We start from the raw sequence: 25,075 nt of genomic DNA on the forward strand, positions 1-25,075 counted from the left end.
GCCGTCGCGCCGCCGGCGCCGTCAGTCGCGCGGCGCCGGCACGACGAGCACCGGGCAGCGCGCGTGCTGCACGACGTCGTGGCTGACCGACCCCAGCACGAGCGTCTTGATCGCTCCGTGGCCGCGCTGCCCGACGACGATCAGCTCGGCGTCGTGCGCGTTCTCGAGGATCGCCCCGGCGGCGTGGCCCTCGACGGCGGCGAGCTCGACGTCGGCGGCCTTCTCGCCCGCGACGGCGGCGACGGTGGCGGAGAGCAGCTCCGCCGCGGCGTCGCGGATCGGCTCGATGTCGATCGGCGGCACGACGCCCGGGCCGGTCAGCGCGACCGGCAGCACGGGCAGCCACGCGTGGACGGCGCGGACGCGCGTGCCGCGCAGGGCTGCCTCGTACAGCGCCAGGCGCAGCGCCTCCTTGGAGACGTCCGAGCCGTCGATCCCGACCACGATCACATCCGGCACGGTACCAGCGCAGGACATGCAGAATGCGCGGGCCGTGATCGACCTCCGCTCGGACACCGTCACCCGTCCCACGGATGCGATGCGCGCCGCGATCGCCGCGGCCGCGGTCGGCGACGAGCAACAGCGCGAGGATCCGACCGTCAACCTGCTGCAGGAGCGCGCGGCGACCCTGCTCGGCCACGAGCGGGCGCTGTTCCTGCCGACCGCGACGATGGCGAACCAGATCGCGCTGCGGCTGCACGGGCGGCCGGGCGACGTGCTCGTCGCCGAGGAGCTGTCGCACGTGCTCGTGTACGAGTTCGGCGGCGCCGCCCTGCACGCGGGGCTCGTGACGGTCGGGCTGCGCGGCTCCTACGGCCGCATCCGCGGCGAGCAGGTGCGGTCGGTCGCCGCTCGCAGCGCCTACGACGTCGACCAGCGTCCGGCCGTGCTCGCGCTCGAAGACACGCACAACAGCGCGGGCGGGACCGTGTGGCCGCTCGACGAGCTCGACGACGTCGTCGCCGCCGCCCGCGAGGCGGGCATGGCCGTCCACCTCGACGGAGCGCGGCTGCTCAACGCCGCCGTCGCGCAGGGGCTGGCCCCGTCGGAGATCGCCCGGCGTTGCGACACCGTGACGCTCTGCCTCTCGAAGGGGCTCGGCTGCCCGCTCGGCGCCGTGCTCGCGGGCTCGGAGGCGCTGATCGAGCGCGCGTGGCGCGAGAAGCACCTCTTCGGCGGCGCGATGCGGCAGGCGGGCATCGTCGCCGCGGCGGGCCTGCACGCGCTCGACCACCACGTCGACCGCCTCGCCGACGACAACGCCCGTGCGCGGCGCCTCGCCGAGGCCTGGCACGCGGCCGGCGTGCCGATCGACCTCGAGAGCGTGCAGACGAACTTCGTCCAGATCGACCTGGCCCCGCTCGGCCTCGGCCGCGACGAGGCCCTCGAGCGGGTGCGTGCCGCCGGCGTCGCCCTGTCGGCCACGATCCACGAGACCCGCGTCAGGGCGGTCACGCACCTCGACGTCGACGACGACGACGTCGAGCGGGCGATCGCGTGCGTGCCCGCGGCGCTCGGCGCGCGGGCGTCGCGCTGAGCCCGCGAGCGGGGCGGCTGCCGCTGGCAGACGGGCACAATGCGGCGACGATGCCCGAGACCGCCCCCGAGGCGCTGACCCGCGAGCTCGACCGCCTGCTCGCCGTCGCGCAGGCAGAGCAGCGCATGCCCTCGGTCAGCGCGTGCGTCTTCCGCGACGGCGCCGTCATCTGGGAATCGACGCTCGGGCTTGCCGACGTGGGCGGCGCCGCCGCGGCGACGCCCGAGCACCAGTACCGCATCGGCTCGATCACGAAGACGTTCACGGCGGTGCTGGTCATGCAGCTCGTGCGCGAGGGGCGCGTCGACCTGGACGCGCCGATGCGCACCTATCTGCCCGAGGCCCCGGCGGGCCCGACGATCCGGATGGCGCTCTCGCACACGACCGGCGTGCAGCGCGAGCCCCCCGGAGAGATCTGGGAGTCGATGCGGCCGCCGACGCGCGAGGAGCTGATCGCGGGCCTCGACGGCGCGGAGCTCGTGCTGCGCCCGGGCGAGCGCTGGCACTACTCGAACCTCGTGTTCGCGCTGCTCGGCGAGATCGTGATGCGCACGGGCGGCGCGGGCTACGCGGAGATCCTGCGCGGTCGCGTGCTCCACCCTCTCGGGCTCGAGCGCACGTCGCTCGAGCCCGCGGAGCCGAAGGCGACCCCCTACTTCGTCGAGCCGTACGCGGACGGGGTCCGCATCGAGGCCGATCCCGCGGTGACGGAGTCGACCGGGGCCGCCGGCTGGCTGTGGTCGACCGCGCGCGACCTCGCACGCTGGGGCATGTTCCTCGCCGACGGCGACGACGCCGTGCTGCCGCGGGCGGCGCTCGACGAGATGACCCGCGTGCAGGCGATGGTGGACGAGGAGCGCTGGAGCGCCGGCTGGGGCCTCGGCCTCGCGCTGTACCGTCGTGGCGAGCGCGTGTACGCCGGCCACGGGGGAGCGATGCCGGGCTTCCTCGCGGGCCTCTGCGTGCAGCGCGTGGAGCGGACGGGGGCGGCGGTGCTCACCAACACCGGCGCGGGGGCGGCACCCGAGGCGCTCGCCCTCGATCTGGCGGAAGCGGCGCTCGAGGCGCTGCCGCGCCGTCCCGACCGCTGGCAGCCGGACGGCGGCGCGCCGCCGGAGCTCGCGCCGCTGCTCGGGCGCTGGTGGACGGAAGGCGAGGAGATCGTGCTGTCGGTACGGGGCGGACGCTTCCGCGCCGAGCTCGTCGGCGCCGCCCCGGGGAGCGGCGTCTCCTGGCTGGAGCCCGACGGGCCCGACCGCTGGCGTGTCGTCGAGGGCCGCGAGCGCGGGGAGCTGCTGCGCGCCGTCCGTGACGGCGCCGGCGCGGTGACGAAGCTCTACCTCGCGACGTACCCGCTGACGCGCGAGCCGGCGACGTTCGGCTAGCCGGGCCGGTCGCCGGCGACGAGGAACGCGATCGCGATGCCGACGTAGGCGAGGACGAGGGTGCCGCCACGCAGGCGCGAGGACTTCCCGCCCGCGGTCGCCACGGCGACGACCGCGAGCGCCGCCGCGAGCGCCGCCACCTCGACCTGACGGAACCCGAGCGCGAGCGGGTCGATCAGCCACGAGAGCAGGGCGACCGCCGGGATGAGGAACACCGCGACCTGTGCCGCCGAGGCGAGCGCGATCTCGGCCGCGAGCTTGATCTTGCCCCGGTAGGCGACGATCACCGCTCCTCCGTGCTCGGCCGCGTTGCCCACGATCGCCACGATCACCGCCGCCACGAAGAAGTCGGACAGCCCGGCCTGACGGGAGAACTCCGTGAGCGAGCCGACGAGGGTCTCGGCCACGAGCGCGGTGGCGACGGTCGCGACGCCGAGCACTCCGAGCGAGAGACGCAACGACCAGCCCTCGATCTCCTCGTCGCTCGAGACGTGGACGATGCGGTGGCGTCGCAGCGAGTACACCGTCGCCACGAGGTAGACGACGAGCAGGACGACGGCGACCGGCACGGACAGGTCGGCGATCTGCCGGCGGTCGGGATTGCCGTCCCAGCTCGGTATCGCCGGCACGAGGAAGAGCGCGAGCGCGAGCGCGATGGCCCCGAGCGACATGAAGCTCGACCAGCGCTCGATCTCGCCGCGCCCGCCGGCGACGAGCGAGAACCCGAGCACGAGCAGCAGGTTACCGACGACGGAGCCGGTGAGCGAGCCGCGTACGACCTCCGTCAGCCCCTCGTTCACCGCGATGAGCGCGATGATCAGCTCCGGCGCGTTCCCGAACGTGGCGTTGAGGAAGCCGCCGACGCCCGGCCCCGTGTGCTCGGCGGCGTGCTCGGTCGCCTCGCCGATGAGCCAGGCGAGAGGGATGAGGGCGAGCGCCGACAGCAGGAACAGGGTCGTGTCGCCGAGCTCCGTCAGGGAATGGAGCGCGACGACGACGGGCGCGAGAGCCAGTCCGGAGATGAGGATCCTGCGTACCACGAGGCTCGCGCTACCCTACCCGCCCCGTGATCCGCGCTGTTCTCTTCGACTGGGGTAACACGCTCGCCGCGTGGGAGTACGACCACGAGCTGCTCGTCGAGGGACACCGCCGTGGCCTCGAGGCCTTCGGTCGCGGCGCTCCCGGCCGCGAGGCCTTCACGCGCGCCTACGAGGAGCGTCTGCTTCCCGAGCTGCTCGCTCCGCGCGAGCTCGAGGTCGACTACGGTCAAGCGGTGGCGGATCTGCTCGCGGATGCGGGGGCAGCGGGGATCGAGAGCGCGTCCGTGGCGCGCTTTCTCGCGGCCGAGCAGCGCGTGTGGCGTCCCGCGCACAGGCTCGAGGCGTCGGTGCCCGCGCTGCTCGACGCGCTCCGCGCACGTGGCCTTCGCGTCGGTCTCGTCTCGAACCTGTTCGACCCGCCGGCGCTCGTGCGCGACCTGCTCGGCGAGATGGGGCTCCTCGAGCGCCTCGACGCCGTCGCGCTGTCGGCCGAGGTCGGGCGGCGCAAGCCGCACGCGGCGATCTTCGAGCGCGCGCTCGCCGATCTCGGCGTCGAGCCGGAGGAGGCGGTCATGGTCGGGGATCGGCTGCGCGAGGACGTCGGCGGCGCGCAGGCGCTCGGCCTGCGCACGATCCAGGCGCTGTGGTTCGCAGCCGACGACGAGGGCGAGCTCGAGCCGGACGCGCAGGCGTTCACGCCGAGCGATGTCCTGCGGCTGGTCGAGCGGTGGCGCCGCGAGGCATGAGCGACCGTCGCCGCTGCCTGAAAACTGCCGCGCTGTCAAGTCTTGCGCAGGGTGCGCGCATGCTGCCACCATCCCTCGCATGACCGAGCAGGCCGCCCCGCCGACCGAGCTGCCGCTGCGCCCGCAGGACGAGCTGCAGTGCCGGCGCTGCGAGGTGCACTGCGACAAGGTCGTCCATCCGGGCGCCTGCATCGAGCGCTCGTGCCCGTTCGTCTACGCGTACGAGGCCTTCGGGCACACCTACATGGGGTGCATGCAGCGGGTGTTCGACGTCGAGATCGATCTCGACCTGCTGCGGGCGTCAGAGCACCGCCGCGGCGGCTTCGGCGGCGTGATGGCGCGGCGAGCGCCGCTGCCGATGTGCAGGATCGAGGTGTCGTCCTGCTACGAGCAGCGCAGCGACGAGATCGGCTGCCGCAATCCCGAGTTCTTCGAGCTGCCGCTGGCGAGCCCGAGCTTCCGCGTGTTCGCGCACGTCGACGACCGCCCGTAGGGCGCGTCTCCCGCGAGCGCGCGAGGGCCTCGTCAGGCGCCGGCAAAGCGCGCGTGCAGCTCGCGCAGCAGCCGCACCTCGCCGGCATCCGGCCCGTTCCCGTCGGGCCCGGGTGTCTCGAGAATCGCGGGCAGTCCCTGGAAGGCGGGATGCGCGAGGAAGACGCCGAGGTGCTCGCCCATCAGCCCGAGGCCGATCGAGGCGTGGCGGTCGCGGTTCGAGCCGAGCTCGGCCTTCGTGTCGTTGACGTGCAGGCAGCGCAGCCGGTCGAGCCCGATGCGCGCGTCGAGATCGGCGACGGCGGCGTCCAGCGCCGCTGCGGCGGTGACGTCGACGCCGGAGACGTACCAGTGGCACGAGTCGAGGCAGACGCCGAGCCGGGGGTGGCGGTCGAGCGCCTCGAAGAGCGCGGCGAGCTCGTCCGTGGAACGGCCGATCGTGCCGCCGGCGCCGGCGGAGTTCTCCATCAGGAGCCACAGATCGTCGCCGGTCAGCTCGAGCAGCCCGCGCAGGGCCGGCACGGCGCGCTCGAGCCCCGCCTCGAAGCCGGAGCCGAGGTGGGAGCCGACGTGGAAGACGACGCCCTCCGCGCCGATCGCGGCGGCCGCCTCGAGCGAGGCGCGCATCGCGGCCACGGACTTGTCGTAGACGGCGGCGTCGGGGCTCGCGAGGTTGACGAGGTAGAGCGCGTGACAGACGACGGCGCCGATGCCCGCCTCCTCGCGGCGCGCGCGAAAGCGCGCCGCCTCGTCCGGAGCGTGCTCCGTCGGGCGCCACATGCGCGGGCTCTGGGTGAACACCTGCACCGCGTCGCAGCCGAGCGCTTCGGCGCGGTCGATCGCCCTGGAGATTCCCCCGGAGGACGAGACGTGAGCGCCGAAGAGCATCGGCGTACGCTACCCGGCGATGGGTGTGCCGCTTCGCGTAAGGCTCGGTCCGCTGCAGGAGCGCGACTTCCGCCTGCTCTTCGCCGGCACGACGATCACGACGATCGGAGACCGGCTCGCCTCCATCGCGCTCGCGTTCGCCGTCCTCGACGCGGGCTCGGTGACGGATCTCGGGGTCGTGCTGGGCGTGCGGCAGGCGGTCGAGGCGGTCGTGCTCATCTTCGGCGGCGTTCTCTCCGACCGCATGCCGCGCAACCTCGTCCTCGTCGGCGCGTCGCTCCTGCAAGGGGCGGCACAGGCGGCGACGGCGGCGGTCGTCCTCACGGGCGGCTCCTCGCTCGCGTGGCTCGTGGCTCTGCAGGCCGTCTACGGAGTCGGCGCGGGCATGGTCGTTCCGGCCGAGGTCGGGCTCGTGCCGCAGACGGTCAGCGCACCGCGCCTCCAGGAGGCGAACGCCATGCAGGGGATGTCGCGGAACCTCGTCGGCGTGCTCGGCCCGGCCTCCGGCGGCGTTCTCGTGGCGCTCGCGAGCCCGGGCGTCGCGCTCGGCGTCGACGCCGCCTCGTTCGTCGTCTGCGCGGCGCTGCTCGCGCGTATCCGGGTCACCCCGCGCGCCGCGGCGCTCGTGCGCACGACCTACCTGCGCGAGCTGCGCGACGGGTGGAGGGAGTTCCGGTCGCACAGCTGGCTCTGGTCGACCGTGGGCGTGTTCGGGCTCTCGAACATGTTCTACGTCGGCTGCTGGGCCGTCCTCGGGCCGGAGATCGCCAACCGGGAGCTCGGCGGCGCCGGCGCGTGGGCGCTCATCCTCAGCGCGGGCGGCGTCGGCGCGGTGCTCGGCGGCGTCGTCGCACTGCGCTACCGGCCGGCGCGGCCGCTGCTCGCTTCCGTGCTCGCGCCCATGCCGATGACGCTGCCGCTCGTCGGGCTCGCGCTCGGCTGGCCGCCGTGGCTGATAGCCGCGGTGAACGTCGCAAGCGGCGTCGGCCTGTCGGTGCACATGACCCTGTGGTTCACCGTCTTCCAGCGCGAGATCCCGGAGCACGCGCAGTCGCGCGTGAGCTCGTACGACGCGCTCGGCTCGTTCGTGCTGATCCCGTTGGGGATGGCGTTCGTCGGGCCGGTCGCGGTCGTCGCCGGCGTCGACGCGACGCTCTGGCTCGCGGTCGCGGTCTTCGTCGTGGCCACGGCGGTGATCGCGTCGGTCCCGTCGGTGCGGGCGATGCGCGCGCCGCAGGCGGCTGTCGCCGCCGCGGCGTGACTACGATGGCCCGGCGATGAGCGTCCGCGTGCGCATGGCCCCGAGCCCGACCGGCTTCCTCCATATCGGCGGGGTGCGGACGTTCCTGTTCAACTGGCTCTATGCGCGCGGACGCGGCGGCGAGTGCCTGCTGCGCATCGAGAACACCGACACGAGCCGCGAGGTGGCGGAGTCGGTGGAGCAGATCGAGCGCTCCCTGCGCTGGCTCGGGATCGAGTGGGACGGCGCCACCCGCTTCCAGCTCGACGGGGCGGAGCGCTGCCGCGCCGAGGCGGCCCGGCTCGTCGCCGAGGGCAAGGCGTACGAGGACGGCGGCGCGGTCCGGATCCGCATGCCGAGGGAGGGCGTGATCGACTGGGACGACGCCGTCAAGGGCCACATCGAGTTCCCCGCCGCCGAGCTCGAGGACATGGTCATCCTGCGCTCGGACGGCCGACCCGTCTACAACTTCGCCTCGCCGGTCGACGACTGGGTCGACGGCATCACCCATGTCATCCGGGGCGACGATCACGTCTCGAACACGCCGAAGCAGATCGTCGTGCTGCGGGCGCTCGGTGCCGAGCCGCCCGTCTACGCCCATGTGCCGAACGTGAACGGAGAGGACGGCAGGAAGCTCTCCAAGCGCCACGGCGCGGTCTCGGTCGACGAGTTCCGCGCCGCCGGCTACGTGGCGCCGGCGCTGATGAACTTCCTCGCGCTGCTCGGATGGGCGCCCGACGGCGAGACGACGATCATGTCCCGCGACGAGCTGATCGAGCGCTTCACGCTGGAGCGGGTCGGCGTCAGCCCCGCGACGTTCGACTACGCCAAGCTCGACTGGATGAACGGCGTCTACCTGAGGGAGATGCCCGTCGACGCCTACGCCGGCGCGCTCGTCGCCTTCCTGCGCGAGCGGGGCATCGACTGGGACGAGTCGCGCGTGCGTGCGGCCGCGCCGCTCGTGCAGGAGAAGATCGGGCGGCTGGGCGAGTTCCCCGACTTCGCCGGCTTCCTCTTCCACGACGTCGAGCCCGACCCGTCGCTCCTCGACGAGCGCCTTCTCCGCGCCGCGGAGAAGGCGCTCGACGGGGTGGCCGAGTGGAACGCCGCGGAGATCGAGGCTGCGCTGAAGGGGCTCTGCGAGGATCTCGGGGAGAAGCCGCGCACGGTGTTCGGCCCGATCAGGGTGGCCGTCACCGGCTCGCGCATCTCGCCCGGGCTCTACGAGAGCCTCGAGCTGCTCGGGCGGGACGTCGCGCTCGCCCGGATACGCGCGGGGGCCGCCGTCGCGTGACCGGGACGCTGGCGCCCGACGCGTTCGAGGAGCGGCTCGGCCGGTACCTGCGCGACCGCGCCGAGGAGGCGCGGGCGGTGCGCGTGGGGGAGAAGGAGGTTTCCGAGCAGGCCGCCGTCGTGGCCCGCTACGCGGATCTGTTCACGCGCGCCCAGCTCGAGGCGCTGCGCGCGCACGAGGACAGGGCCCCGCCCGGGCCGGCGGAGCGGCTGCACCGGCTGCGCGCGGCCTGCGAGGGCGGGATCGTGGCGGCGGCGCTCGCGGAGCGCGGCGACGCGCTCGAGAACGGGCTGCTCGCCGTGCGCATCCCCTGGCGGGGGGCGCGGATTCCGCTGCGGACGGCGCAGGCGCTGCTTGCGACGACGCCGGACTACGCCGACCGCGACGCGCTCGGAACGCTCCAGCTCGAGGCCTCCGCACGCCTCAACGAGGATCGCCGCGCCCTGCTCGCCGCGCGGGAGGAGCTCGACGCCGAGCTCTCCGGGCAGCCCGATCCCGTGCGCCGCAGCGGCGAGGAGAAGCAGATCTCGCTGCAGGCGCTCGCGGACGCGGTCGACGCGGCCCGTGTGCGTACGACGCCCGCGTTCGAGCGGATACGCACGACCTGGTTCGAGCGCCTGCTCGGCCCCGAGCGGGACGACGTGCCGACCTCGGCGCACGCGGCGTGGCTGCGGCGTCTGTCGACGCTCGAGGACACCTACACGAAGGAGCTCTCGCTGCCGGTCTGCGTCGCGACGTTGCGGTCGCTCGGCTTCGACATCGAGCGCGAGAGCGGGATCCGGCTCGATCTGGACGACCGCCCGCAGAAGTCGCCGCGCGCGTGCGTGATCGCGTCGGATCCGCCGAGGGTCGTGCACCTGATCACGCGCTCCCAGGGGGGTCTGCACGACTACGCCTCCTTCCTCCACGAGGCGGGCCATGCGCTGCACTACGCGGGCTGCGATCCGTCGCTGCCGCTGACCTTCCGCCTTCTCGCCCGCGATCACGCGCTCACCGAGGTCTACTCGTTCCTCGTCGAGTCGGTCGCCCGGGAGCCCGGGTGGCATGCGCTGCACTTCGGTCTCTGCGACGCCCGGGCGCGCGAGCACGCGGAGGCGACGGTCTTCCTCCACGCGCTGCTGTTCCGGCGCTACAGCGCGAAGCTCGGCTTCGAGCTCGACTTCTGGCGCCGCTTCGCCTACGACGGCGGCACGCCCGCCGGGTACGCGGAGAAGCTCACCGCGGCGACGGGAATACGCTACCGCGCCGAGGGCTTTCTCGCCGACATGGACGCCGGCTTCTACGCGGCCGACTACCTGCGCGCCTGGGTGCGCTCGGCGCAGGTGCGCCGCCACCTGCGTGCGGCGATCGGGCACGAGTGGTGGCGGCGCCCGGAGACCGGCGACCTGCTGCGCGGGCTGTTCCGGGAGGGTACGCGGCCGTCGAGCGAGGAGATCGCGACGCGGCTCGGCTACGACCCGCTCGACACGGCGCCGCTCGAGGCGGAGCTGTCGTAGCAGCCTCCGACACCGTGGCCACGGCGCGCTGCTTCCTCGTCGTGTCGGAGGCTCCGTTCTAGGCTCGCCGGCGCACGAGCTCGCGGATCTCGCGCGCGAGATCCGCCACCTGCTCGGGCCGGTCTGCGCGACCGGGCCCGCCGTCGCGGGGCGACCGGCGAGGTCGGGAGGTTCGAGTCGGCGGAGCCCGCCCACCGGCTCCGCGACGGCCTGTTCGCGCGCCGCCCTCTTGACATCGTCCGCGACCCTGTTATAAGAGACCTGAATCGGGTCTCAGGTTGACCCGCACGTCCAACGGAGGGCACATGCAGCGGTGGCACAAGATCGTGGGGCTCGTCGCAGCGCTCGCGCTTCTCGCCGGCGTCGGCGCGACCGCGCAGGCGGCTCGGACCACGTCCACGGCCGAACCGGTCAAGGTCGGCATCATCTATTCGAGAACGGGATTCCTCGCCGCCTACGGCGCCGAGTACATCCAGGGGCTCCGCTACGGGCTCGCGTACGCGACCAGGGGCACCAACGCGGTCGGCGGCCGCCCGATCGAGCTCACGCTCGTCGACGATGCCGGTGATCCGGCCAAGGCCGTCTCGGCGGCGAAGGACCTGATCGGGAAGGGCTACAAGATCCTCGCCGGCACCGTGTCGTCGGGCGTCGCACTGCAGCTCGCGCCGCTCGCCGCGCAGAATCAGATCCTCTACATCTCCGGCCCGGCCGCGACGGACGCGCTCACGGGGATCAACAGGTACACGTTCCGGTCGGGTCGTCAGAGCTACCAGGACGTGCTCGCCGCGAGCTCGTACCTCGGCGGCGGCGTCGGGAAGAACGTGACCGTGTTCGCCCAGGACTCGGCGTTCGGCCTCGGCAACTTCCTCGCCGTCAACCAGGTCATGGGGAACCTCGGCGGCCAGAAGGTGAGCCGCGTGCTGGTGCCGCTGTCGGCGCAGGACTTCACGCCCTTCGCCCAGCAGGTGAAGCAGCAGAAGACCGATCTCCTCTTCGTCGCGTGGGCCGGCACCACCGCCCCCGCGATGTGGCGGGCGCTCGAGCAGCAGGGCATCTTCGCGGCGACGGACAAGGTCGTCACCGGCCTTGCCGAACGGGCCACCTACGCGACGTTCGGCCTGGTCGCGTCGCAGATCTCGTTCCTCTCGCACTACGTCTACACGGCGCCGAAGAACAAGGTCAACGACTACCTCGTCAGATCCATGAGGAAGCGCAACCAGGTGCCCGACCTGTTCACGCCGGACGGGTTCGTCGCCGGCCAGATGATCGTGCGGGCGCTCGAAAAGGGCTCCGCCACCGACGTCGACAGGATGATCGCGGCGCTCGAGGGCTGGAGCTTCACCGGGCCCAAGGGGCAGCAGACGATCCGCGCGTCGGATCATGCGATGCTGCAGCCGATGTTCCAGGTCAAGCTGACCCAGAAGGACGGCAAGTACGTCCCGGTCGTGCTCAAGTCGCTGCGCGCGAAGTACACGGCGCCGCCGGAGAAGAAGTAGCGGCGACCGGCCGGACGACGCAGGATCGTGGCCACCGTGACTCCGATCCTCGCCACCCGTGACCTCGGGCTCGACATCGGCGGCGCGCGCATCGTCGCCGATGTCTCGCTCGAGGTGCGGGAGGGCGAGTTCGTCGGCATCATCGGGCCGAACGGGGCGGGCAAGACCACGCTCTTCAACCTCCTCTCCGGACTGGCGCACCCGACGGCCGGAACCGTGGAGCTCGACGGGCGGGACATCACCGGCGAGCCGCCGTTCCGGCGCACGCAGGCGGGACTCGGGCGCACGTTCCAGGTGTCGAGCGTCTTCCCGCTGCTCGACGTGGGCGAGAACGTCCGTCTCGCGGCCGAGGCGCGGCTCGGCGGCGCCTTCAGCCTGCGGCGCCGTGCCCGCCGCTTCCGCCCGGCGCTCGACCGCGCCGCATGGGCGCTCGCGCGGGTGGGCCTCGCCGACCGCGTCGCGACCCCGGCGGGGATGCTCTCCCACGGCGACAAGCGCAAGCTCGAGCTCGCGATGCTGCTCGCCGGCGAGCCCCGCGTGATCCTGCTCGACGAGCCGATGGCCGGCGTCTCGTTCGAGGACGTCGACGACCTCGTCGCGCTGATCGCGTCGGTGCACCGCGAGGAGGGCAAGACGGTGCTGATGGTCGAGCACCGCATGGAGGTCGTGGTCGGCCTCGCCGAGCGGATCGCGGTCATGCACCACGGCGCGCTGCTCGCCTTCGACGCCCCGGACGCCGTGATGGCGAACGAGACGGTGCAGACGGCCTACCTGGGAGAGCCGCTGTGAGCCCGGCATCCGCCCTCTCCGTCTCCGATCTGCACACCTACCTGGGCGAGTCGCACGTCCTGCAGGGAGTGTCCTTCGACGTCGCCGCGGGCGGCGTCACCGCGCTGCTCGGGCGCAACGGCGTCGGCAAGACGACGACGCTGCGCGCGATGCTCGGGCTCGTGCCCCGCTCGCGGGGCACGGTCGCGCTCGCCGGCGACGACGTCACGCGACTGGCGACGCACGCTATCGTGCGGCGCGGCGTCGGGTACGTGCCCGAGGATCGCGACGTCTTCGCCGGGCTCACCGTGGACGAGAACCTGCGGCTCGCCGAGCGAGGCCGCGACCCGCGCTACGAGCTCGTCTACGACCTCTTCCCGGATCTGCGCCGGCGCGGCGCGCAGCGCGCGGGCACGCTCTCGGGCGGGCAGCAGCAGATGGTCGCGATCGCCCGCGCGCTGCTCAACGACAACCGCGTGCTGCTCGTGGACGAGCCGACGAAGGGGCTGTCGCCGCTGCTCGTGAGCGAGGTCGCGAGTGCGCTCGAGCGGGCGGCGCAGCTGACGACGGTGCTGCTCGTGGAGCAGAACCTCGGCGTCGTGCAGCGGCTCGCCCGCCACGTGGTCGTGCTCGACGGCGGACGCGTCGTCTACGAGGGCGTCGCCGAGGAGCTGCTGGCCGACCACGCGCGCGTGCGGCAGCTGCTCGGCGTGCACGGCGAAGGGCGGCCCGCGGCATGAGCACCTTCGTGCTCCTCACGATCACGGGGCTGGGCCTCGGCGCGATGTACTTCCTCGTCGCCTCCGGCCTGTCGCTCATCTACGGGCTGATGGGCGTGCTCAACTTCGCCCACGGCGCGTTCATCACCGTGGGGGCCTACGCGGCCTGGTGGACGGCGGGACACGTCGGCGGCGCCGCCGGCGCCAGGCTCGTGGCGGGAGGCGCTTTCGGCCTCCTCGTCGGCGCGGTGCTCGCGGCGCTCGTCGAGCTCGTCTTCATCCGGCCGCTCTACCGGCGGCCCATCGAGCAGGTGCTGGTCACGGTGGGCCTCGCTCTTGCGCTCGGGGCGCTCGTGCAGGGCACCTGGGGCAACGACGCGCGGCCGTTCCCGGTGCCCGCCTGGATGGTCGACACGACGACGGTGCTGGGTGCGAACATCCCGAACGACCGCTTCGTCGAGATCGCGGCGGCGGCGGTCGTGCTCGCGGCGCTGACGGCCTTCCTGCGCCGGACGCGCTTCGGCCTCGTCATCCGCGCCGGCGTCGAGAACCGCGCGATGGTGACTGCGCTCGGAATCGACGTGCGCCGGGCGTTCACGCTCGTGTTCGCGCTCGGCGGCGCGCTCGCGGCGCTTGCCGGCGTGCTCTCCGGCGTCTACTACGGCTCGGTCGACCCGAGCCGCGGCACCGCGCTGCTGATCTTCGCGTTCATCGTCGTCGTCATCGGCGGGTTCGGCTCGATCGGCGGCTCGGCGATCGCCGCCGTCGCGGTCGGCCTGCTCCAGCAGTACGCGAACTTCTACGCATCGAGCGGCACCGGGGATCTCGCGGTCGTCCTCCTCCTCGCCGCCGTGCTGCTCGTGCGGCCGGGCGGGCTCGCGCCGAAGGTGGCGCATTGAGCCGCATGCGCCGGATCGGTCCCGCGGCGACCGCGCTCCTCCTGCTCGCCCTCGCGCCGGCGCTTGCGATCGACGTCCCGGTCGTCTTCACGGGGCCGCTCGACAGCCCGGGCACGCTGCAGCTGCTCGCGCTCTGCTTCGTCTTCGCGGGGGTCGCGCTCAGCTACGACCTGCTGTTCGGGTTCACCGGCCTGCTCTCGTTCGGACACGCGCTCTACGTCGCCGTCGGCGTCTACGCGACCGCGATCGCGCTGACGAAATGGGAGTGGGGCCTGTGGCCGACGCTCGCGTTCGTCGCCTTCGTCGCGCTCGCGCTGCCGCTCGTGCTCGGCGCCGTGAGCCTGCGCGTGGGAGGCATCGCCTTCGCGATGGTGACGCTCGCGTTCGCCCAGGCGGGCACGGTGCTCGTGCAGAAGAACCCGTACGGCTGGACAGGCGGCGAGGAGGGTATCGGGCTCGCCTTCGACCACGTGCCCGACGTCTTCGTCGGCGTCCTCAACACGAAGAACCTCTACTGGCTGGCGCTCGGCTACGCAGCCGCGGTGTTCGTCGTCGTGCGGCTCGCCGTCGGCTCGTCCGCCGGTCACGTCTGGCGGGCGATTCGCGAGAACGAGCGGCGCGTCGAAGTGATCGGGCTGCGGCCGTTCCCGTTCAAGCTCGCCGCCTTCGTGCTCGCGTCGTTCCTCGCCAGCGCCGGCGGGGTCGTGTGGCTGCTGCTGATCGGCGGCGCCACCCCGGAGGTGACGACGGCGAACTTCACCCTCTCGCTGCTCGTGATGGTGGTGCTCGGCGGCGCCGGCACGCGCTACGGCGCGATGATCGGAGGGTTCCTCTACACGCTGCTCGACCAGCGGCTCGGCTCGCTCGGCGGCTCCTCCGCGGTGCAGGGTCTGCCCGACGTGCTGCGGGTGCCGCTCTCGGAGCCCCTCTTCCTGCTCGGCGCGCTGTTCGTCGCGGTCGTCTTCTTCGTCCCGGGCGGGCTCGGCGGCCTGCCGCTGCGGCTGCGCGGCCTGTGGACGCGCCGGGCGCAGCCGGAGGCGGGATCGTGAGCATCCACATCGCGTGGGAGCGCCGCGGCAGGGGGACGCCGCTCGTGCTCGTGCACGGCCTCGGCTACGGGCGCTGGGGCTGGGAGCCGGTCGCGGACGAGCTCGCCCGCCGCTTCGGCGTCGTCCTGCTCGACAACCGGGGCATCGGAGCGAGCGATGCGCCCCCCGGGCCGTACACGGCCGCGGAGATGGCGGCCGACGTCGTGCAGGTGATGGACGAGGCGGGGCTCGAGCGTGCGCACCTGCTCGGCACGAGCCTCGGCGGCATGGTCGCGCAGGAGCTCGCGCTCGCCCATCCCGAGCGGGTCGACCGGCTCGTGCTCGCCTGTACGACGCCGGGTGGGCCGAACGCGCACCCGCTCCCGCAGGAGACGCTGCGCCTCGTCGAGGAGGCCCCGTCGCTCGCACCCGAGGTGGCGCTGCGCCGCTTCGTCGAGAACGCTCTCGCGCCGGCGACCCCGGCAAGACGGCCCGAGCTCGCAGAGCGGATCGTCGCGCTTCGCCTCGCCGCGCCGCAGAATCCGGCCGCGTGGGCGGCGCAGGCGGCAGCCGCAGCGTCGTTCGACGCCTACGGACGCCTCGGCGCGCTCTCGGCGCCGACGCTCGTCCAGCACGGCACGGCTGACCGTGTCGTCGACGTGCGCAACGGCGAGCTGCTCGCCGGTCTCATCCCCGCAGCGCGACTCGAGATCTTCGAAGGAGCCGGTCACCTCTTCTTCTGGGAGCAGCCCGAGGCCTTCGTCGCCTCCGTCGTCTCGTTCCTGGAGGATCGCAGCTGATGGGGGCGCAGCTCACGATCGGGCGCTGGCTGGCAGACAGGGCGCGCAACTCGCCGCGCCGGGTCGCGGTCGAGTTCCTCGGCGGCCGCATCACGTACGCGGAGCTCGACGCCCGCACGCGCCGCGTCGCCGCCGGGCTCGCCGCCCGCGGGCTGCGTCGCGGCGACCGGCTCGCCACGCTCACCGCGACCTCGCCCGATCACGTCGCCGTCCTCTTCGCCTGCGCGCGCCTCGGCGTGGCGCTGCAGCCGCTCTCGTGGCGGCTGTCGCCGGCCGAGCTCGCCTACCAGCTCGAGGATGCGCAGCCGTCCCTGCTGCTCGTGTCGGCGGAGCACGACGGGCTCGCGCGCCGGACGGGGACGGCCGTGCCCGTGGAGCGGATCGGCGATGCGGCGCTCGAGCGCGACGGCGACGTGCAGGACGTCGCCGAGGACGACGACGCGCTGCTGCTCGTGTACACGTCGGGCACGACCGGGAAGCCCAAGGGGGCCGTCCTCACACACGCGAACTGCTTCTGGACGAACCTCTCGTTCGACCGCACGAGCGGTCTGCGCGACACCGACGTCGTCCTGCAGGTGCTTCCGCAGTTCCACGTCGGCGGCTGGAACGTGCAGCCGCTGCTCGCCTGGTGGAAAGGCGCCACGGTCGTGCTCGAGCCGTCGTTCGCGCCGGAATGCACGCTCCGGCTCATCGAGGAGCGTCGCGTGACGACGATGATGGGCGTGCCGGCGACGTACCTGTTCCTGGCGCAGGATCCGCGTTTCGACGAAGCCGACCTCTCGAGCCTGCGCCTGGCGGTCGTCGGGGGCGCGCCGATGCCGGAGCCGCTGCTCGAGAGGTGGCGCGACCGCGGTGTCGAGATCGTCCAGGGCTACGGGCTCACCGAGGCGGCGCCGAACGTGCTCTGCCTGCCGCCCGAGGATGCGGCGCGCAAGCTCGGTTTCGCCGGCAAGCCGTATCCGCACGTCGACGTGGCGCTGCGCGATCCCGACACGGGCGCCTTGCTGGAGGGAGCCGGCACGGGGGAGCTCGTCGTGCGCGGCCCGAACGTGTTCGCCGGCTACTGGCGCGATCCGGGGGCGACGGCGGCGGCGTTCGCGGACGGCTGGCTGCTCACCGGCGATCTGGCCGAGAGGGACGCCGAGGGCTACTACCGCATCGTCGGCCGCAGCAAGGACATGATCATCTCCGGCGGCGAGAACGTGTACCCCGCCGAGATCGAGGATGTCCTGCATGCCCACCCGGCCGTGGCGGAGGCGGCCGTGATCGGCGTGCCCGACGAGCGCTGGGGCGAGGCGTGCCTCGCGTTCGTGGCGCTCGTGCCCGGGCGGGACGCGAACGAGGACGATCTCCTCGCCCATTGCCGGGGCCGCCTCGCGCGCTTCAAGGTGCCGCGGGCGGTGCGGTTCGTGGAGGCGCTGCCACGCTCGGGGACGGACAAGGTGTCGAAGGACGATCTGCGCTCGCTCGCGGCGCGGGAGGAGGCTCGGTGACCGGGACGATCACGGGCGCGGACGGGAGGCCGCTGTCAGCGCGGGGGGAGCGCACGCGCCAGCGCCTGCTCGAGGCGGCGGAGGACGTGTTCGCCGATCTCGGCTACCACGACGCGTCGATCGTGAAGATCACCGAGGCGGCGGGCGTGGGACAGGGAACCTTCTACCTCTACTTCACCGGGAAGAAGGGGATCTTCGACGAGCTCGTGCTCGACCTGAACCATCGCGTGCGGCAGGCGATGACCGAGGCCGCGGAGCAGGGAGCGACGCGCGCCGAGAAGGAGCAGCTCGGCTTCGCCGCGTTCTTCCACTTCACCGCGGAGCATCCCGCGCTGTATCGCATCATCCGCCAGGCCGAGTTCGTCTCGCCCGAGATCCTGCAACTCCACTACGAGCGCCTCACCAACGGCTACGTGGCGGGGCTGCGCCAGGCGATGGAGGCGGGCGAGATCGAGGGCGGCGACCCCGAGCTGCTCGCCTGGGCGCTGATGGGGATCGGCGAGCTCGTCGGCATGCGCTGGATCCTGTGGGCGGGTCGCGACGCCCTGCCCGCCGAGGTGTCCGCGGAGCTCGCGAGCATCATCGCCCGCACGATCGGCGCGCGGAGCGGGGCGGCGTGAGCGGCGCAATCGGGCTCGCCGCGACCGCCCACTACCTGCCCGAGCGCTGGCTCAGCGCCGCCGAGATCGGCGCGGCCGCGGCCATCCCCGAGCAGGTGATCGTGGAGAAGTTCGGCCTGCGCGGCAAGCACGTGGCCGCGCCGGACGAGCACGTGAGCGATCTCGCCGTCGCCGCGGCGTCCCGCCTGCTCGGCGAGCACGGCGTCGATCCGGCGTCCGTCGGCGCGGTCGTCTACTACGGCTCGACCTGGAAGGACTACATGGTGTGGCAGGCGGCGCCGGCGATCGCGCACCGGCTCGGCTGCGCGAACGCATACGCGGTGGAGTACGACAACGTCTCGATGGGGACGCCGGTGGCGCTGCGATTCGCCCGTGCGCTGCTCGTCGCCGAGCCGGATCTCGGCAGCATCCTGCTCGTCGCCGCCTGCCGCGAGTCGTACCTGCTCGACTACGGCAACGCGCGCTCCCGCTTCATGTTCAACTTCGGCGACGGCGCCGTCGCAGGGCTGCTGACGGCGGGAGCGGACAGGAACCTGCTGCTCGGCTCGCACGCGATCACCGACGGCTCGTTCGCGCTGCAGGTGAAGGTGCCTGCCGGGGGAAGCGTCGAGCCTGCCTCGCATGCGTCCGTCGACGGCCGGCGGCACTTCCTCGACGTCGCCGATCCGTCCGCGATGAAGGACGGCCTCGACGAGGTGTCGCTGCCGAACTTCGTCGCCGTGGCAGAGGGGGCGCTCGCGCGCTCCGGTGCCCGGCTCGAGGATGTCTCGTACCTCTGCGGCATCCACATGAAGCGGTCGATGCACGAGCAGATCGTCGCCGCGCTCGGCCTCGCGCCGTCGCGCGCCGCCTACCTGGACGACACCGGCCACATGAGCGGCGTCGACCCGCTGCTCGCGCTCGACCGCGCGGTGCGCGCCGGCGAGGTGGTCGACGGCGACCTCGTGCTGCTGCTCGCCGCCGGCACCGGCTACACATGGGCGGCGAGCGTCGTACGCTGGGGTCCGGCGTGAGCGCGATGCGCGAGCTGATCGGCACCGAGCTCGGTCCGAGCGCGTGGCTCGAGGTCTCGCAGCAGCGGATCGACGCGTTCGCGGGAGCGACCGACGACCCGCAGTGGATTCACACCGATCCGGCGCGCGCGGCCGCGGGGCCTTTCGGCAGGACGGTCGCGCACGGCTTCCTCACCCTGTCGCTGTGCGTGCCCTTGCTCGCCGGCATGCTTCCCCTGGACGGCTACCGGCTGACCGTCAACTACGGGCTCAACCGTGTTCGCTTCCCGGCGCCGCTGCCGTCCGGCTCGCGCATCCGCGCGCGCTTCACGGTCGTCTCGGTCGACGAGGTCGCCGGCGGCGACCAGGCCGTCGTGGCGGCGACGGTGGAGTGCGAGGGCGTCGAGAAGCCGGTGTGCGTGGCCGAGCTCGTGCTGCGGCTGCTGCGGTGAGCGGCGTGCGCGTCGCGGTCGTCAGCGGGGCGGCGAGCGGGATCGGACGGGCGATCGCGCAACGGCTGCAAGGCGACGGCTGGCGCGTGCTCGCCGTGGACCTCCGTCCCGACGAGGCCGGTCCGGGCGAGCCGTTCGCGGCCGACCTGACGACGCGCGAGGGGAACCGCGAGGTGGTGGATGCGGCGCTCGCACGGTTCGGTCGTCTCGACGCGGTCGTCGCGAACGCGGGATTCCAGCACGTGGCGCCGGTCGAGGAGTTCCCGGAGGATCGCTGGGACGCGCTCGTGGCGCTGCTGCTGACGAGCCCGTTCCTGCTCGCGAAGCGGGCCTGGCCCGCGCTCGCGGAGAGCGGCGACGGGCGCTTCCTCGCGGTGGCGTCGGTGCACGGGCTCGTCGCCTCGCCGTTCAAGGCGGGGTACGTGGCGGCCAAGCACGGCGTGCTGGGGCTCGTGAAGGTGCTCGCGCTCGAGGGCGCGTCGCGCGGGATCAGCGTGTCCGCGTTGTGCCCCGCGTATGTGCGGACGCCGCTCGTGGAGGCCCAGATCTCCGATCAGGCGCGGGCGCACTGCCTGCCCGAGCAGCGCGTGCTGGAGGACGTGCTGCTCGCTCCACAGGCGGTGAAGCGGCTGCTCGAGCCCGAGGAGGTGGCGGCGGCGGCGGCGTTCCTGCTCGGCCCGGACGGGCGCGCCGTGACCGGCGCGCCGCTCGTGCTCGACCTCGGCTGGACGGCACGCTGACCGCAGCCGCTCGGCTGCCGGCCTCGGCCTCCATCACGGGCGCGTCGCGTGTCGTGCGCCGCAGCTCCTACGGATCGATGAGGATCGACTCGCCGGCGCTGAGGATGCGGTACTCCTGGCGCAGGCGCTCGCATTCGGCGATGAACCGAACCGGGCTCGCGGTGTCGGAGCGGAACATCTCGTAGTGGCAGGGGACGGCGATGCGCGCCTGGGCCTCGTGGGCGAGCCGTGCCGCGTCGGCGCCGTCCATGTTGCCGTGCTTGCCGTTGACGGGGAGGAGGGCGACGTCGACGGCGTGGGGGGCGACCGCCTCGGCGATGCCCTGCACGCGCCGGGTGTCGCCCGCGTGGTAGAGGATGAAGGGGCCGTTGCGGATCACGTAGCCGACCGCCTCGGGCGCGCCGTCGTGGTAGGCGGGAACCGCGGTGATGTGGAAGCCGCCGATCTGGGCGTCCTCGCCCGCGGCGAGCGCGACGGCGGGGGGCTTGCCGGCCCGCTCCTGTGCGAGCGCCTGGGTGCCTGCGGCGCACACGAGCTGCGCGCCGCCGGAGAGAACGCCCGGGAGCGTGCCGGGATCGAGATGGTCGATGTGGGCATGGCTCGAGGTGACGACGTCGACGAACGCGAGCCGCTCCGGCGCGATGACGTTGCGCGTGAGCCGCTCCTGCGGCGTCTCCGCGCCGGCGGACGTCCCGGCCGGCGTGTCGGACAGATACGGGTCGAGCAGCAGGTGCTCGCCGTCGATCTGCACGAGGAAGCCGCTCTGGCCGAGCCACCAGAGATGGAGGCCGGCCTCCGCGCGTGCGTCCTCGATGTCTGCCAGCAGGTCGTCGTCGCTGAGCAGCGGCTCGATCAGCTCGCCCGGCGGCGGCAGCTCGGGATGGGTCGGGGGAGGGGCCGGCGGTCCGGCGACCGTCTCCGCGGCGCGCTGCCTGATCGCGCTCAGGAAGCCGGCGCGCGTGACCGCGGGTCTGCCGGCCGGGGTCTCGTCGGCTTCCATCGCCCGGATCCTACGCCCCATCGGCCGCGCGGCTCAGGGAGCATGCGACGACGGCCGGTGGAGGGAGCATGACCTCGCCGGACATCGACCTCTCCTCGCTTGCGGACGACGAGCTCGCGGCGGCGCTCGCCGAGCAGCTCCGGCGGCGAGCCGGCCGCTGACGCGCTCTCGCGCCGTTCCGCCCGGCTGACGCCGCCGCGGCGCTGCTCCGACGCGCCCGACCCACGGCTTCGAGCCGGTCGCGCGGGGTCGAGCGGAGGAAAGGCCCATACGGGATTCGAACCCGTGCCGCCGCCGTGAGAGGGCGGTGTCCTAGGCCACTAGACGAATGGGCCCTGCGGCGGCTGAGTGTAGCGAAGCTGGATGCTCCGCAGGGCGGCAAGGAGCGGGCGGCGGGGTCGGCGTCAGGCGGGAGGCGCGGGTGCGCCGGCGTCGGCGTCGCGCGCGTCGATGCGGGCCTCGAGCCCGACGCGGATGTCCTCGCCGGTTGCGAGCAGCGTGTCGTAGCGCGCGCGTCGCGGCGGCAGCTTGACGATGCGCACCGAGTCGTCGCGGTCGCCGTGACAGCGCGCGTACGCGGCCGCCTCGTCGAGGGGCCTCAGGCGCTCACCGCTCCGCCGAAGCCATGCCACCACCGGACACCTACCACGTCAGCGCTGCCCTGGGAACCCGGCCGGCCGGCCGGGCTCCGCAGTTTGCGCACGAAACGTGGGGACGTGCGAGCTCAGCTCCACGGCTTGCACGACCACGGGCTCCAGTCGCGACCGGACGCGACGAAGTACCGGTGGGCGGCGCGCACCTGCGCGAGGGCGCTAGGGCCGTGGCCGAAGAGGCGCCGTTCGCTCGCGCCCATCTGGAACAGGCCGAGGTACTGGCCGTTCTGGGCATCGGTCTGGAAGCCGGACTCGCAGCGGGACACCGCGAGCGCCTCCGCGCAGTAGCTGCCGAACACCTGGCAGATCACCTCCTGCGGCGACGCCTGTGCGACGGACGCGAGCTGCCGCACCTTGTTCCGTCGCAGCAGCCGCGCGCGGGTGGCGGCGAGCTTCGACCGGGTGCGGGCGAAGCTCGCCGTGTGGAGTGTCAGCTGCCGCCTGGCCTCGCCGGAAAAGCGCGGGTCGGAGAGGAGCCAGGGGTGCCGGGCGAAGAACGTGATCACCTGCCGGTCCTTCTTCAGGGTCTGGACGTGGCGCGTCAGCTGTGCGCCGAGGTCGGCACCGGACTGCGACTGCGCAGTGGCCGGCACGACGAGCAACATCAGGGCGCACGCGCCCGTCACAAGGGCTCTCAGGATCGGACCTCCATCTCGGGGACAGGGCCACGGCTCCGCATGATGCCGGGGAGCCGCTCGTGTCTCTCGCTCGCGAAACCGTAGCTGACGTGCTACAAGCGAGGATGAAAGTCCTTACAAAATCTTTGAAAAGAGCGTCACGATCGTTGTCATTCCAAGGAACGACAAGAGCCCCCTCGCGGGGGCTCGAGAAGACTGCGGGACAGGGACTCGAACCCCAACTTCCGGAACCAGAATCCGGCGTCCTACCATTAGACGATCCCGCACTGCTCGCGCGGGATCGTAGCAACGCGCCCGCGCCGAGACCCGCGCTGCGCCCCGAGCGAGGGCGGCCGTAGCGCCCGGCGGCTCGTCAGGCGTCGAGGCGGTACACGGGCACGAGCCGCTTCTCGTTCTCCGTGTCGATGTGCGCGATGACCTCCACGTACGGCTCGAGGCCCGACCCTCGCAGCTTCGCCTTGAGCAGCCCGTCGACCTGGAACAGCCCGGAGGAGTTGTTCATCACGATCTCGATCCTGACCGGCTTGTCGGCGCCGTCGTCGATGATCACCTCGTCGATCGCGGCAGCCGACAGCGAGTGCATCGACACCGAGCCACGCTCGAACGGAATGCGCGAGCGGCCCTTGGCCATGTCGAGCGCGTCGGCGACGCGCAGGATGCCCGCCTCGAGGGCGAGCGGCTCGCCGTCGGAGCGGTGGCTCGTGATCGCCTGCAGCACCTCGGAGACGACGACGGTGCGCTCGGGCTCGTCGTAGATGCCGTCGAGCAGCTCGCGCATCTTGGGCTCGGACAGGAAGAGGCTGAAGTCCTCGTGACCGCGCCGGTGCACGGACATGCCGACGCAGTGCATGAGCGCCGACAGGACGACGACGACCTCGGCGTCGTCGTCGCTCATGCCGTAGTCGCGCACCAGGGACGGCTCCACCCCGTGCTTGGTGAGCTGGCGCAGCAGCTTCAACGCGATGTTCGCGACGATCTGGATGTGCACCCAGGAGTGGTCGTTGATCTGCATGCGCACGACGGCGTTGACGTTCGCGACGTGCCACCACGCCTTCAGCACCGGGTCGCCGTTGGCCCGCTCGAGCACCCTGCGCAGCTTGCGGTTGCCTCGCACGGGCAGCTTGATCTGCATGCCGCGGATCGCCTCGGAGGGCGTCAGGCGCGTGTCGCGCACCGCCTCGGCCGACACGGGCTCGTCGATGCGCTGCTCGGTCTCCGGGTCGAGCGTCACGGCAAGGGCTCCTTCACGCCGGGCGCGGTCGCGACGGCGGCGCTCACGCGTCCGCCGCCCGGCGCTCCACGAGCTTGAAGTACATGATCGTGACCGCGATCGCCCCGAACGGCGCGACGATCGCGCCCGAGAGCGCGCCGCCGATCCAGCGGCCGAGCAGGCCGGGGAGGAAGCCGAGGATGCCCGTGAGAACGCTGTCGGCCACGAGCGAGAGGAGGCCGGTGGCCAGCATCACGCCGAACACCGTCCAGCCGTGCCCGCGCACGAGCTCGCGCGAGCGGGCGAACGCGCCGCCGACGCCGGTGTGCTCGAGCACGAGCACCGGCGACAGCAGCGCCCACCAGGTGAGCAGCACGAGGCCGGGGACGACGAGGAGGATCATGCCGGCGGCGATACCGAGCGCTCCGAGGAAGCCGGCCAGGACGAGCTGCCCGAGAAACGGCTTCACCTTCTGGAAGATCTGGTCGGTGGTCGCGTCGAAGGAGCCGTCGCGGACGTCCTGCACCGCCAGCACGAACGCTCCCTGCAGCCAGAAGCTGCCGACGATGATCACCGCGAACGCCGCCACGCCGACGAGGAACGCCGACAGCGACGAGTTGGCGCCGACCGACTCCGCGAGCACGGAGCTCGCGAGGTTCGTGATCAGGAAGACGACGGCGGCGAGGAGGAAGAAGCGGGTGAAGAACCTCGTGTAGAGGCCCCAGGCTTCAGCGAGGACGGAGCCGAGGGTCATGGCGCGATCGTAGTCGAGGACGAGCCGGCGCCGAGCCGCCGCGGCGACGTTCGTTCCCGCGCCGCGAGCTGCCGGGCGTGTGAGATCACCCTGGCGTGGCCGCCCGCGCGAGCTCGCGGCGGGCATGGGCGAGGGCCTTGCCGAGGCGGGCCCGGTTCGTCGGGTCGCCGAGCCATCCGCTTGCCCCCGACGGGTGCGGCAGCGGGATCACGACCGCGTCGTCGACGACGAAGCTCTTGCCGACGCAGGCCGCGAGGGTCGGGGCGCCGACGAGCGCCCGCGCGGCGAGACCTCCGACCGTCACCACGAGCGGGAGGCGCAGGAGGCGCAGCTCTTCTCGCCACCAGGGAGCGCAGAGCGTGCGCTCCGCCGCCGTGGGCGTGCGGTCGCCGCGCCCGGACGGCGGCCGTCCCGGATAGCAGCGCGTGACCGACGCGCAGTAGAACGTCGCGTAGAACGCCTCCTCGTCGAGACCGAGCCAGCGGCGGAGCGTCGCGCCGGCGCGCCCCCGCCACGGGCGCCCCTCGGCCCCCTCGACGATCCCCGGCGCCTGTCCGAGGAGAAAGGCGCGCGGGTCGGTGGCCCGCTCGATCACGGGCGTGGAGGCGATCGGGAAGCCGGCCTGCGCGCATCTGCGGCAGGCCGCGAGATCGCGGTGCAGGGCTGCGATCGATCGGTAGCGGGTCACGGCGGCT

27 protein-coding genes and 2 tRNA genes are annotated in these 25,075 nt (G+C 73.0%); 18 read left to right on the forward strand and 11 right to left on the reverse strand.

Translation table 11 applies throughout. The annotated features are described in order from the left end of the window. Window positions 1–21 precede the first annotated feature (21 nt). Window positions 22–450 (reverse strand): universal stress protein, encoded by a 429-nt coding sequence (locus Gocc_RS03990; RefSeq protein WP_220150435.1) that lies wholly within the window; start codon window positions 448–450, stop codon window positions 22–24. A gap of 43 nt (window positions 451–493) precedes the next feature. Between Gocc_RS03990 and Gocc_RS03995 the strand changes: the two genes are divergently transcribed. Together Gocc_RS03995 and Gocc_RS04000 are read left to right on the forward strand one after the other, a co-directional pair. Further along, window positions 494–1,537, forward strand: a complete 1,044-nt coding sequence (locus tag Gocc_RS03995; protein WP_181813350.1) for a threonine aldolase family protein — start codon at window positions 494–496, stop codon at window positions 1,535–1,537. Between the two features lie 50 nt (window positions 1,538–1,587). Beyond that, window positions 1,588–2,922 (forward strand): serine hydrolase domain-containing protein, encoded by a 1,335-nt coding sequence (locus Gocc_RS04000; protein WP_147281177.1) that lies wholly within the window; start codon window positions 1,588–1,590, stop codon window positions 2,920–2,922. On the opposite strand, the gene cax is transcribed toward Gocc_RS04000, so the two are convergent. Further along, window positions 2,919–3,962 (reverse strand): calcium/proton exchanger, encoded by a 1,044-nt coding sequence (gene cax / locus Gocc_RS04005; RefSeq protein WP_114795268.1) that lies wholly within the window; start codon window positions 3,960–3,962, stop codon window positions 2,919–2,921. The two genes, Gocc_RS04000 and cax, sit on opposite strands and share 4 nt — an antisense overlap. Before the next feature lie 26 nt (window positions 3,963–3,988). Here cax and Gocc_RS04010 point away from each other — a divergent pair, with 26 nt between their 5' ends. Continuing rightward, on the forward strand, window positions 3,989–4,708 hold the full coding sequence (locus Gocc_RS04010; RefSeq protein ID WP_114795269.1) for an HAD family hydrolase: 720 nt from the start codon (window positions 3,989–3,991) through the stop codon (window positions 4,706–4,708). Window positions 4,709–4,787: 79 nt separating this feature from the next. Next, entirely contained in the window at window positions 4,788–5,201 is a 414-nt protein-coding gene (locus tag Gocc_RS04015; protein ID WP_114795270.1) for a hypothetical protein, read from the forward strand. A gap of 32 nt (window positions 5,202–5,233) precedes the next feature. Here Gocc_RS04015 and Gocc_RS04020 read toward each other — a convergent pair whose 3' ends face one another. Beyond that, the gene (locus Gocc_RS04020) at window positions 5,234–6,088 is read right to left on the reverse strand and encodes a deoxyribonuclease IV (protein ID WP_114795271.1); all 855 of its coding nucleotides are present in this window, start codon (window positions 6,086–6,088) and stop codon (window positions 5,234–5,236) included. Between the two features lie 19 nt (window positions 6,089–6,107). Between Gocc_RS04020 and Gocc_RS04025 the strand changes: the two genes are divergently transcribed. The 14 genes from Gocc_RS04025 (at window position 6,108) to Gocc_RS04090 (ending at window position 20,125) form a co-directional block, all read left to right on the forward strand. Continuing rightward, window positions 6,108–7,349, forward strand: a complete 1,242-nt coding sequence (locus Gocc_RS04025; protein ID WP_114795272.1) for an MFS transporter — start codon at window positions 6,108–6,110, stop codon at window positions 7,347–7,349. A 16-nt stretch (window positions 7,350–7,365) separates the two neighbouring features. Beyond that, a complete protein-coding gene (locus tag Gocc_RS04030) occupies window positions 7,366–8,622 on the forward strand; it encodes a glutamate--tRNA ligase (protein WP_114795273.1) in 1,257 nt (418 codons plus the stop codon). After that, window positions 8,619–10,118 carry a hypothetical protein gene (locus Gocc_RS04035; RefSeq protein ID WP_114795274.1) on the forward strand — a complete coding sequence of 500 codons (1,500 nt, stop codon included), beginning with the start codon at window positions 8,619–8,621 and terminating at the stop codon, window positions 10,116–10,118. The genes Gocc_RS04030 and Gocc_RS04035 overlap by 4 nt, the downstream gene beginning before the upstream one ends. A gap of 305 nt (window positions 10,119–10,423) precedes the next feature. Further along, window positions 10,424–11,614: a substrate-binding domain-containing protein gene (locus tag Gocc_RS04040; RefSeq protein ID WP_114795275.1), complete on the forward strand. Its 1,191-nt coding sequence runs from the start codon at window positions 10,424–10,426 to the stop codon at window positions 11,612–11,614. 27 nt (window positions 11,615–11,641) lie between these two features. After that, complete coding sequence (locus tag Gocc_RS04045) at window positions 11,642–12,403, forward strand: ABC transporter ATP-binding protein (RefSeq protein WP_220150436.1); 762 nt, start codon at window positions 11,642–11,644, stop codon at window positions 12,401–12,403. Next, window positions 12,400–13,122 carry an ABC transporter ATP-binding protein gene (locus tag Gocc_RS04050; RefSeq protein WP_114795276.1) on the forward strand — a complete coding sequence of 241 codons (723 nt, stop codon included), beginning with the start codon at window positions 12,400–12,402 and terminating at the stop codon, window positions 13,120–13,122. The genes Gocc_RS04045 and Gocc_RS04050 overlap by 4 nt, the downstream gene beginning before the upstream one ends. After that, the gene (locus Gocc_RS04055; RefSeq protein ID WP_114795277.1) at window positions 13,119–14,000 is read left to right on the forward strand and encodes a branched-chain amino acid ABC transporter permease; all 882 of its coding nucleotides are present in this window, start codon (window positions 13,119–13,121) and stop codon (window positions 13,998–14,000) included. Before Gocc_RS04050 ends, Gocc_RS04055 begins: the two co-directional genes overlap by 4 nt. Before the next feature lie 5 nt (window positions 14,001–14,005). After that, window positions 14,006–15,049: a branched-chain amino acid ABC transporter permease gene (locus Gocc_RS04060; RefSeq protein WP_114795278.1), complete on the forward strand. Its 1,044-nt coding sequence runs from the start codon at window positions 14,006–14,008 to the stop codon at window positions 15,047–15,049. Continuing rightward, window positions 15,046–15,828 carry an alpha/beta fold hydrolase gene (locus Gocc_RS04065; protein ID WP_220150437.1) on the forward strand — a complete coding sequence of 261 codons (783 nt, stop codon included), beginning with the start codon at window positions 15,046–15,048 and terminating at the stop codon, window positions 15,826–15,828. Before Gocc_RS04060 ends, Gocc_RS04065 begins: the two co-directional genes overlap by 4 nt. After that, complete coding sequence (locus Gocc_RS04070; RefSeq protein ID WP_114795279.1) at window positions 15,828–17,321, forward strand: class I adenylate-forming enzyme family protein; 1,494 nt, start codon at window positions 15,828–15,830, stop codon at window positions 17,319–17,321. Before Gocc_RS04065 ends, Gocc_RS04070 begins: the two co-directional genes overlap by 1 nt. Further along, window positions 17,318–17,941, forward strand: a complete 624-nt coding sequence (locus Gocc_RS04075; RefSeq protein ID WP_181813351.1) for a TetR/AcrR family transcriptional regulator — start codon at window positions 17,318–17,320, stop codon at window positions 17,939–17,941. The genes Gocc_RS04070 and Gocc_RS04075 overlap by 4 nt, the downstream gene beginning before the upstream one ends. Further along, window positions 17,938–18,954, forward strand: coding sequence for a 3-oxoacyl-ACP synthase (locus Gocc_RS04080; protein ID WP_220150438.1), 1,017 nt, complete (start codon window positions 17,938–17,940; stop codon window positions 18,952–18,954). The genes Gocc_RS04075 and Gocc_RS04080 overlap by 4 nt, the downstream gene beginning before the upstream one ends. Before the next feature lie 5 nt (window positions 18,955–18,959). Further along, window positions 18,960–19,385, forward strand: coding sequence for a MaoC family dehydratase (locus tag Gocc_RS04085; RefSeq protein WP_114795781.1), 426 nt, complete (start codon window positions 18,960–18,962; stop codon window positions 19,383–19,385). Beyond that, window positions 19,382–20,125, forward strand: a complete 744-nt coding sequence (locus Gocc_RS04090; RefSeq protein ID WP_114795280.1) for an SDR family oxidoreductase — start codon at window positions 19,382–19,384, stop codon at window positions 20,123–20,125. Before Gocc_RS04085 ends, Gocc_RS04090 begins: the two co-directional genes overlap by 4 nt. A 67-nt stretch (window positions 20,126–20,192) precedes the next feature. Here Gocc_RS04090 and Gocc_RS04095 read toward each other — a convergent pair whose 3' ends face one another. From Gocc_RS04095 to Gocc_RS04130, 8 genes are all read right to left on the reverse strand, one after another. After that, complete coding sequence (locus Gocc_RS04095; protein WP_181813352.1) at window positions 20,193–21,125, reverse strand: MBL fold metallo-hydrolase; 933 nt, start codon at window positions 21,123–21,125, stop codon at window positions 20,193–20,195. 262 nt (window positions 21,126–21,387) lie between these two features. Beyond that, window positions 21,388–21,460, reverse strand: a tRNA-Glu gene (locus Gocc_RS04100). Window positions 21,461–21,529: 69 nt separating this feature from the next. Next, window positions 21,530–21,757, reverse strand: coding sequence for a hypothetical protein (locus Gocc_RS04105; RefSeq protein WP_114795282.1), 228 nt, complete (start codon window positions 21,755–21,757; stop codon window positions 21,530–21,532). 92 nt (window positions 21,758–21,849) lie between these two features. Next, on the reverse strand, window positions 21,850–22,404 hold the full coding sequence (locus Gocc_RS04110) for a transglycosylase SLT domain-containing protein (RefSeq protein WP_114795283.1): 555 nt from the start codon (window positions 22,402–22,404) through the stop codon (window positions 21,850–21,852). 207 nt (window positions 22,405–22,611) lie between these two features. Further along, window positions 22,612–22,682 (reverse strand) — tRNA-Gln (locus Gocc_RS04115). A gap of 86 nt (window positions 22,683–22,768) precedes the next feature. Beyond that, the gene (locus tag Gocc_RS04120; protein WP_220150439.1) at window positions 22,769–23,647 is read right to left on the reverse strand and encodes an HD domain-containing protein; all 879 of its coding nucleotides are present in this window, start codon (window positions 23,645–23,647) and stop codon (window positions 22,769–22,771) included. Window positions 23,648–23,690: 43 nt separating this feature from the next. After that, window positions 23,691–24,380, reverse strand: coding sequence for a hypothetical protein (locus Gocc_RS04125; RefSeq protein ID WP_147281178.1), 690 nt, complete (start codon window positions 24,378–24,380; stop codon window positions 23,691–23,693). Between the two features lie 85 nt (window positions 24,381–24,465). Next, on the reverse strand, window positions 24,466–25,068 hold the full coding sequence (locus tag Gocc_RS04130) for a uracil-DNA glycosylase family protein (RefSeq protein WP_114795285.1): 603 nt from the start codon (window positions 25,066–25,068) through the stop codon (window positions 24,466–24,468). Window positions 25,069–25,075 lie beyond the last annotated feature (7 nt).

It is taken from the genome of Gaiella occulta, assembly GCF_003351045.1.
In the GTDB taxonomy this organism is placed as follows: Bacteria; Actinomycetota; Thermoleophilia; order Gaiellales; family Gaiellaceae; genus Gaiella; species Gaiella occulta.

Bases quoted from the DNA above. Each gene is read 5' to 3' on its own strand.
- Gocc_RS04000 (WP_147281177.1), top strand. From the start codon at position 1,588: ATGCCCGAGACCGCCCCCGAGGCGCTGACCCGCGAGCTCGACCGCCTG.
- Gocc_RS04015 (WP_114795270.1), top strand. From the start codon at position 4,788: ATGACCGAGCAGGCCGCCCCGCCGACCGAGCTGCCGCTGCGCCCGCAG.
- Gocc_RS04020 (WP_114795271.1), bottom strand. From the start codon at position 6,088: ATGCTCTTCGGCGCTCACGTCTCGTCCTCCGGGGGAATCTCCAGGGCG.
- Gocc_RS04025 (WP_114795272.1), top strand. From the start codon at position 6,108: ATGGGTGTGCCGCTTCGCGTAAGGCTCGGTCCGCTGCAGGAGCGCGAC.
- Gocc_RS04030 (WP_114795273.1), top strand. From the start codon at position 7,366: ATGAGCGTCCGCGTGCGCATGGCCCCGAGCCCGACCGGCTTCCTCCAT.
- Gocc_RS04040 (WP_114795275.1), top strand. From the start codon at position 10,424: ATGCAGCGGTGGCACAAGATCGTGGGGCTCGTCGCAGCGCTCGCGCTT.
- Gocc_RS04055 (WP_114795277.1), top strand. From the start codon at position 13,119: ATGAGCACCTTCGTGCTCCTCACGATCACGGGGCTGGGCCTCGGCGCG.
- Gocc_RS04060 (WP_114795278.1), top strand. From the start codon at position 14,006: ATGCGCCGGATCGGTCCCGCGGCGACCGCGCTCCTCCTGCTCGCCCTC.
- Gocc_RS04070 (WP_114795279.1), top strand. From the start codon at position 15,828: ATGGGGGCGCAGCTCACGATCGGGCGCTGGCTGGCAGACAGGGCGCGC.
- Gocc_RS04085 (WP_114795781.1), top strand. From the start codon at position 18,960: ATGCGCGAGCTGATCGGCACCGAGCTCGGTCCGAGCGCGTGGCTCGAG.
- Gocc_RS04095 (WP_181813352.1), bottom strand. From the start codon at position 21,125: ATGGAAGCCGACGAGACCCCGGCCGGCAGACCCGCGGTCACGCGCGCC.
- Gocc_RS04125 (WP_147281178.1), bottom strand. From the start codon at position 24,380: ATGACCCTCGGCTCCGTCCTCGCTGAAGCCTGGGGCCTCTACACGAGG.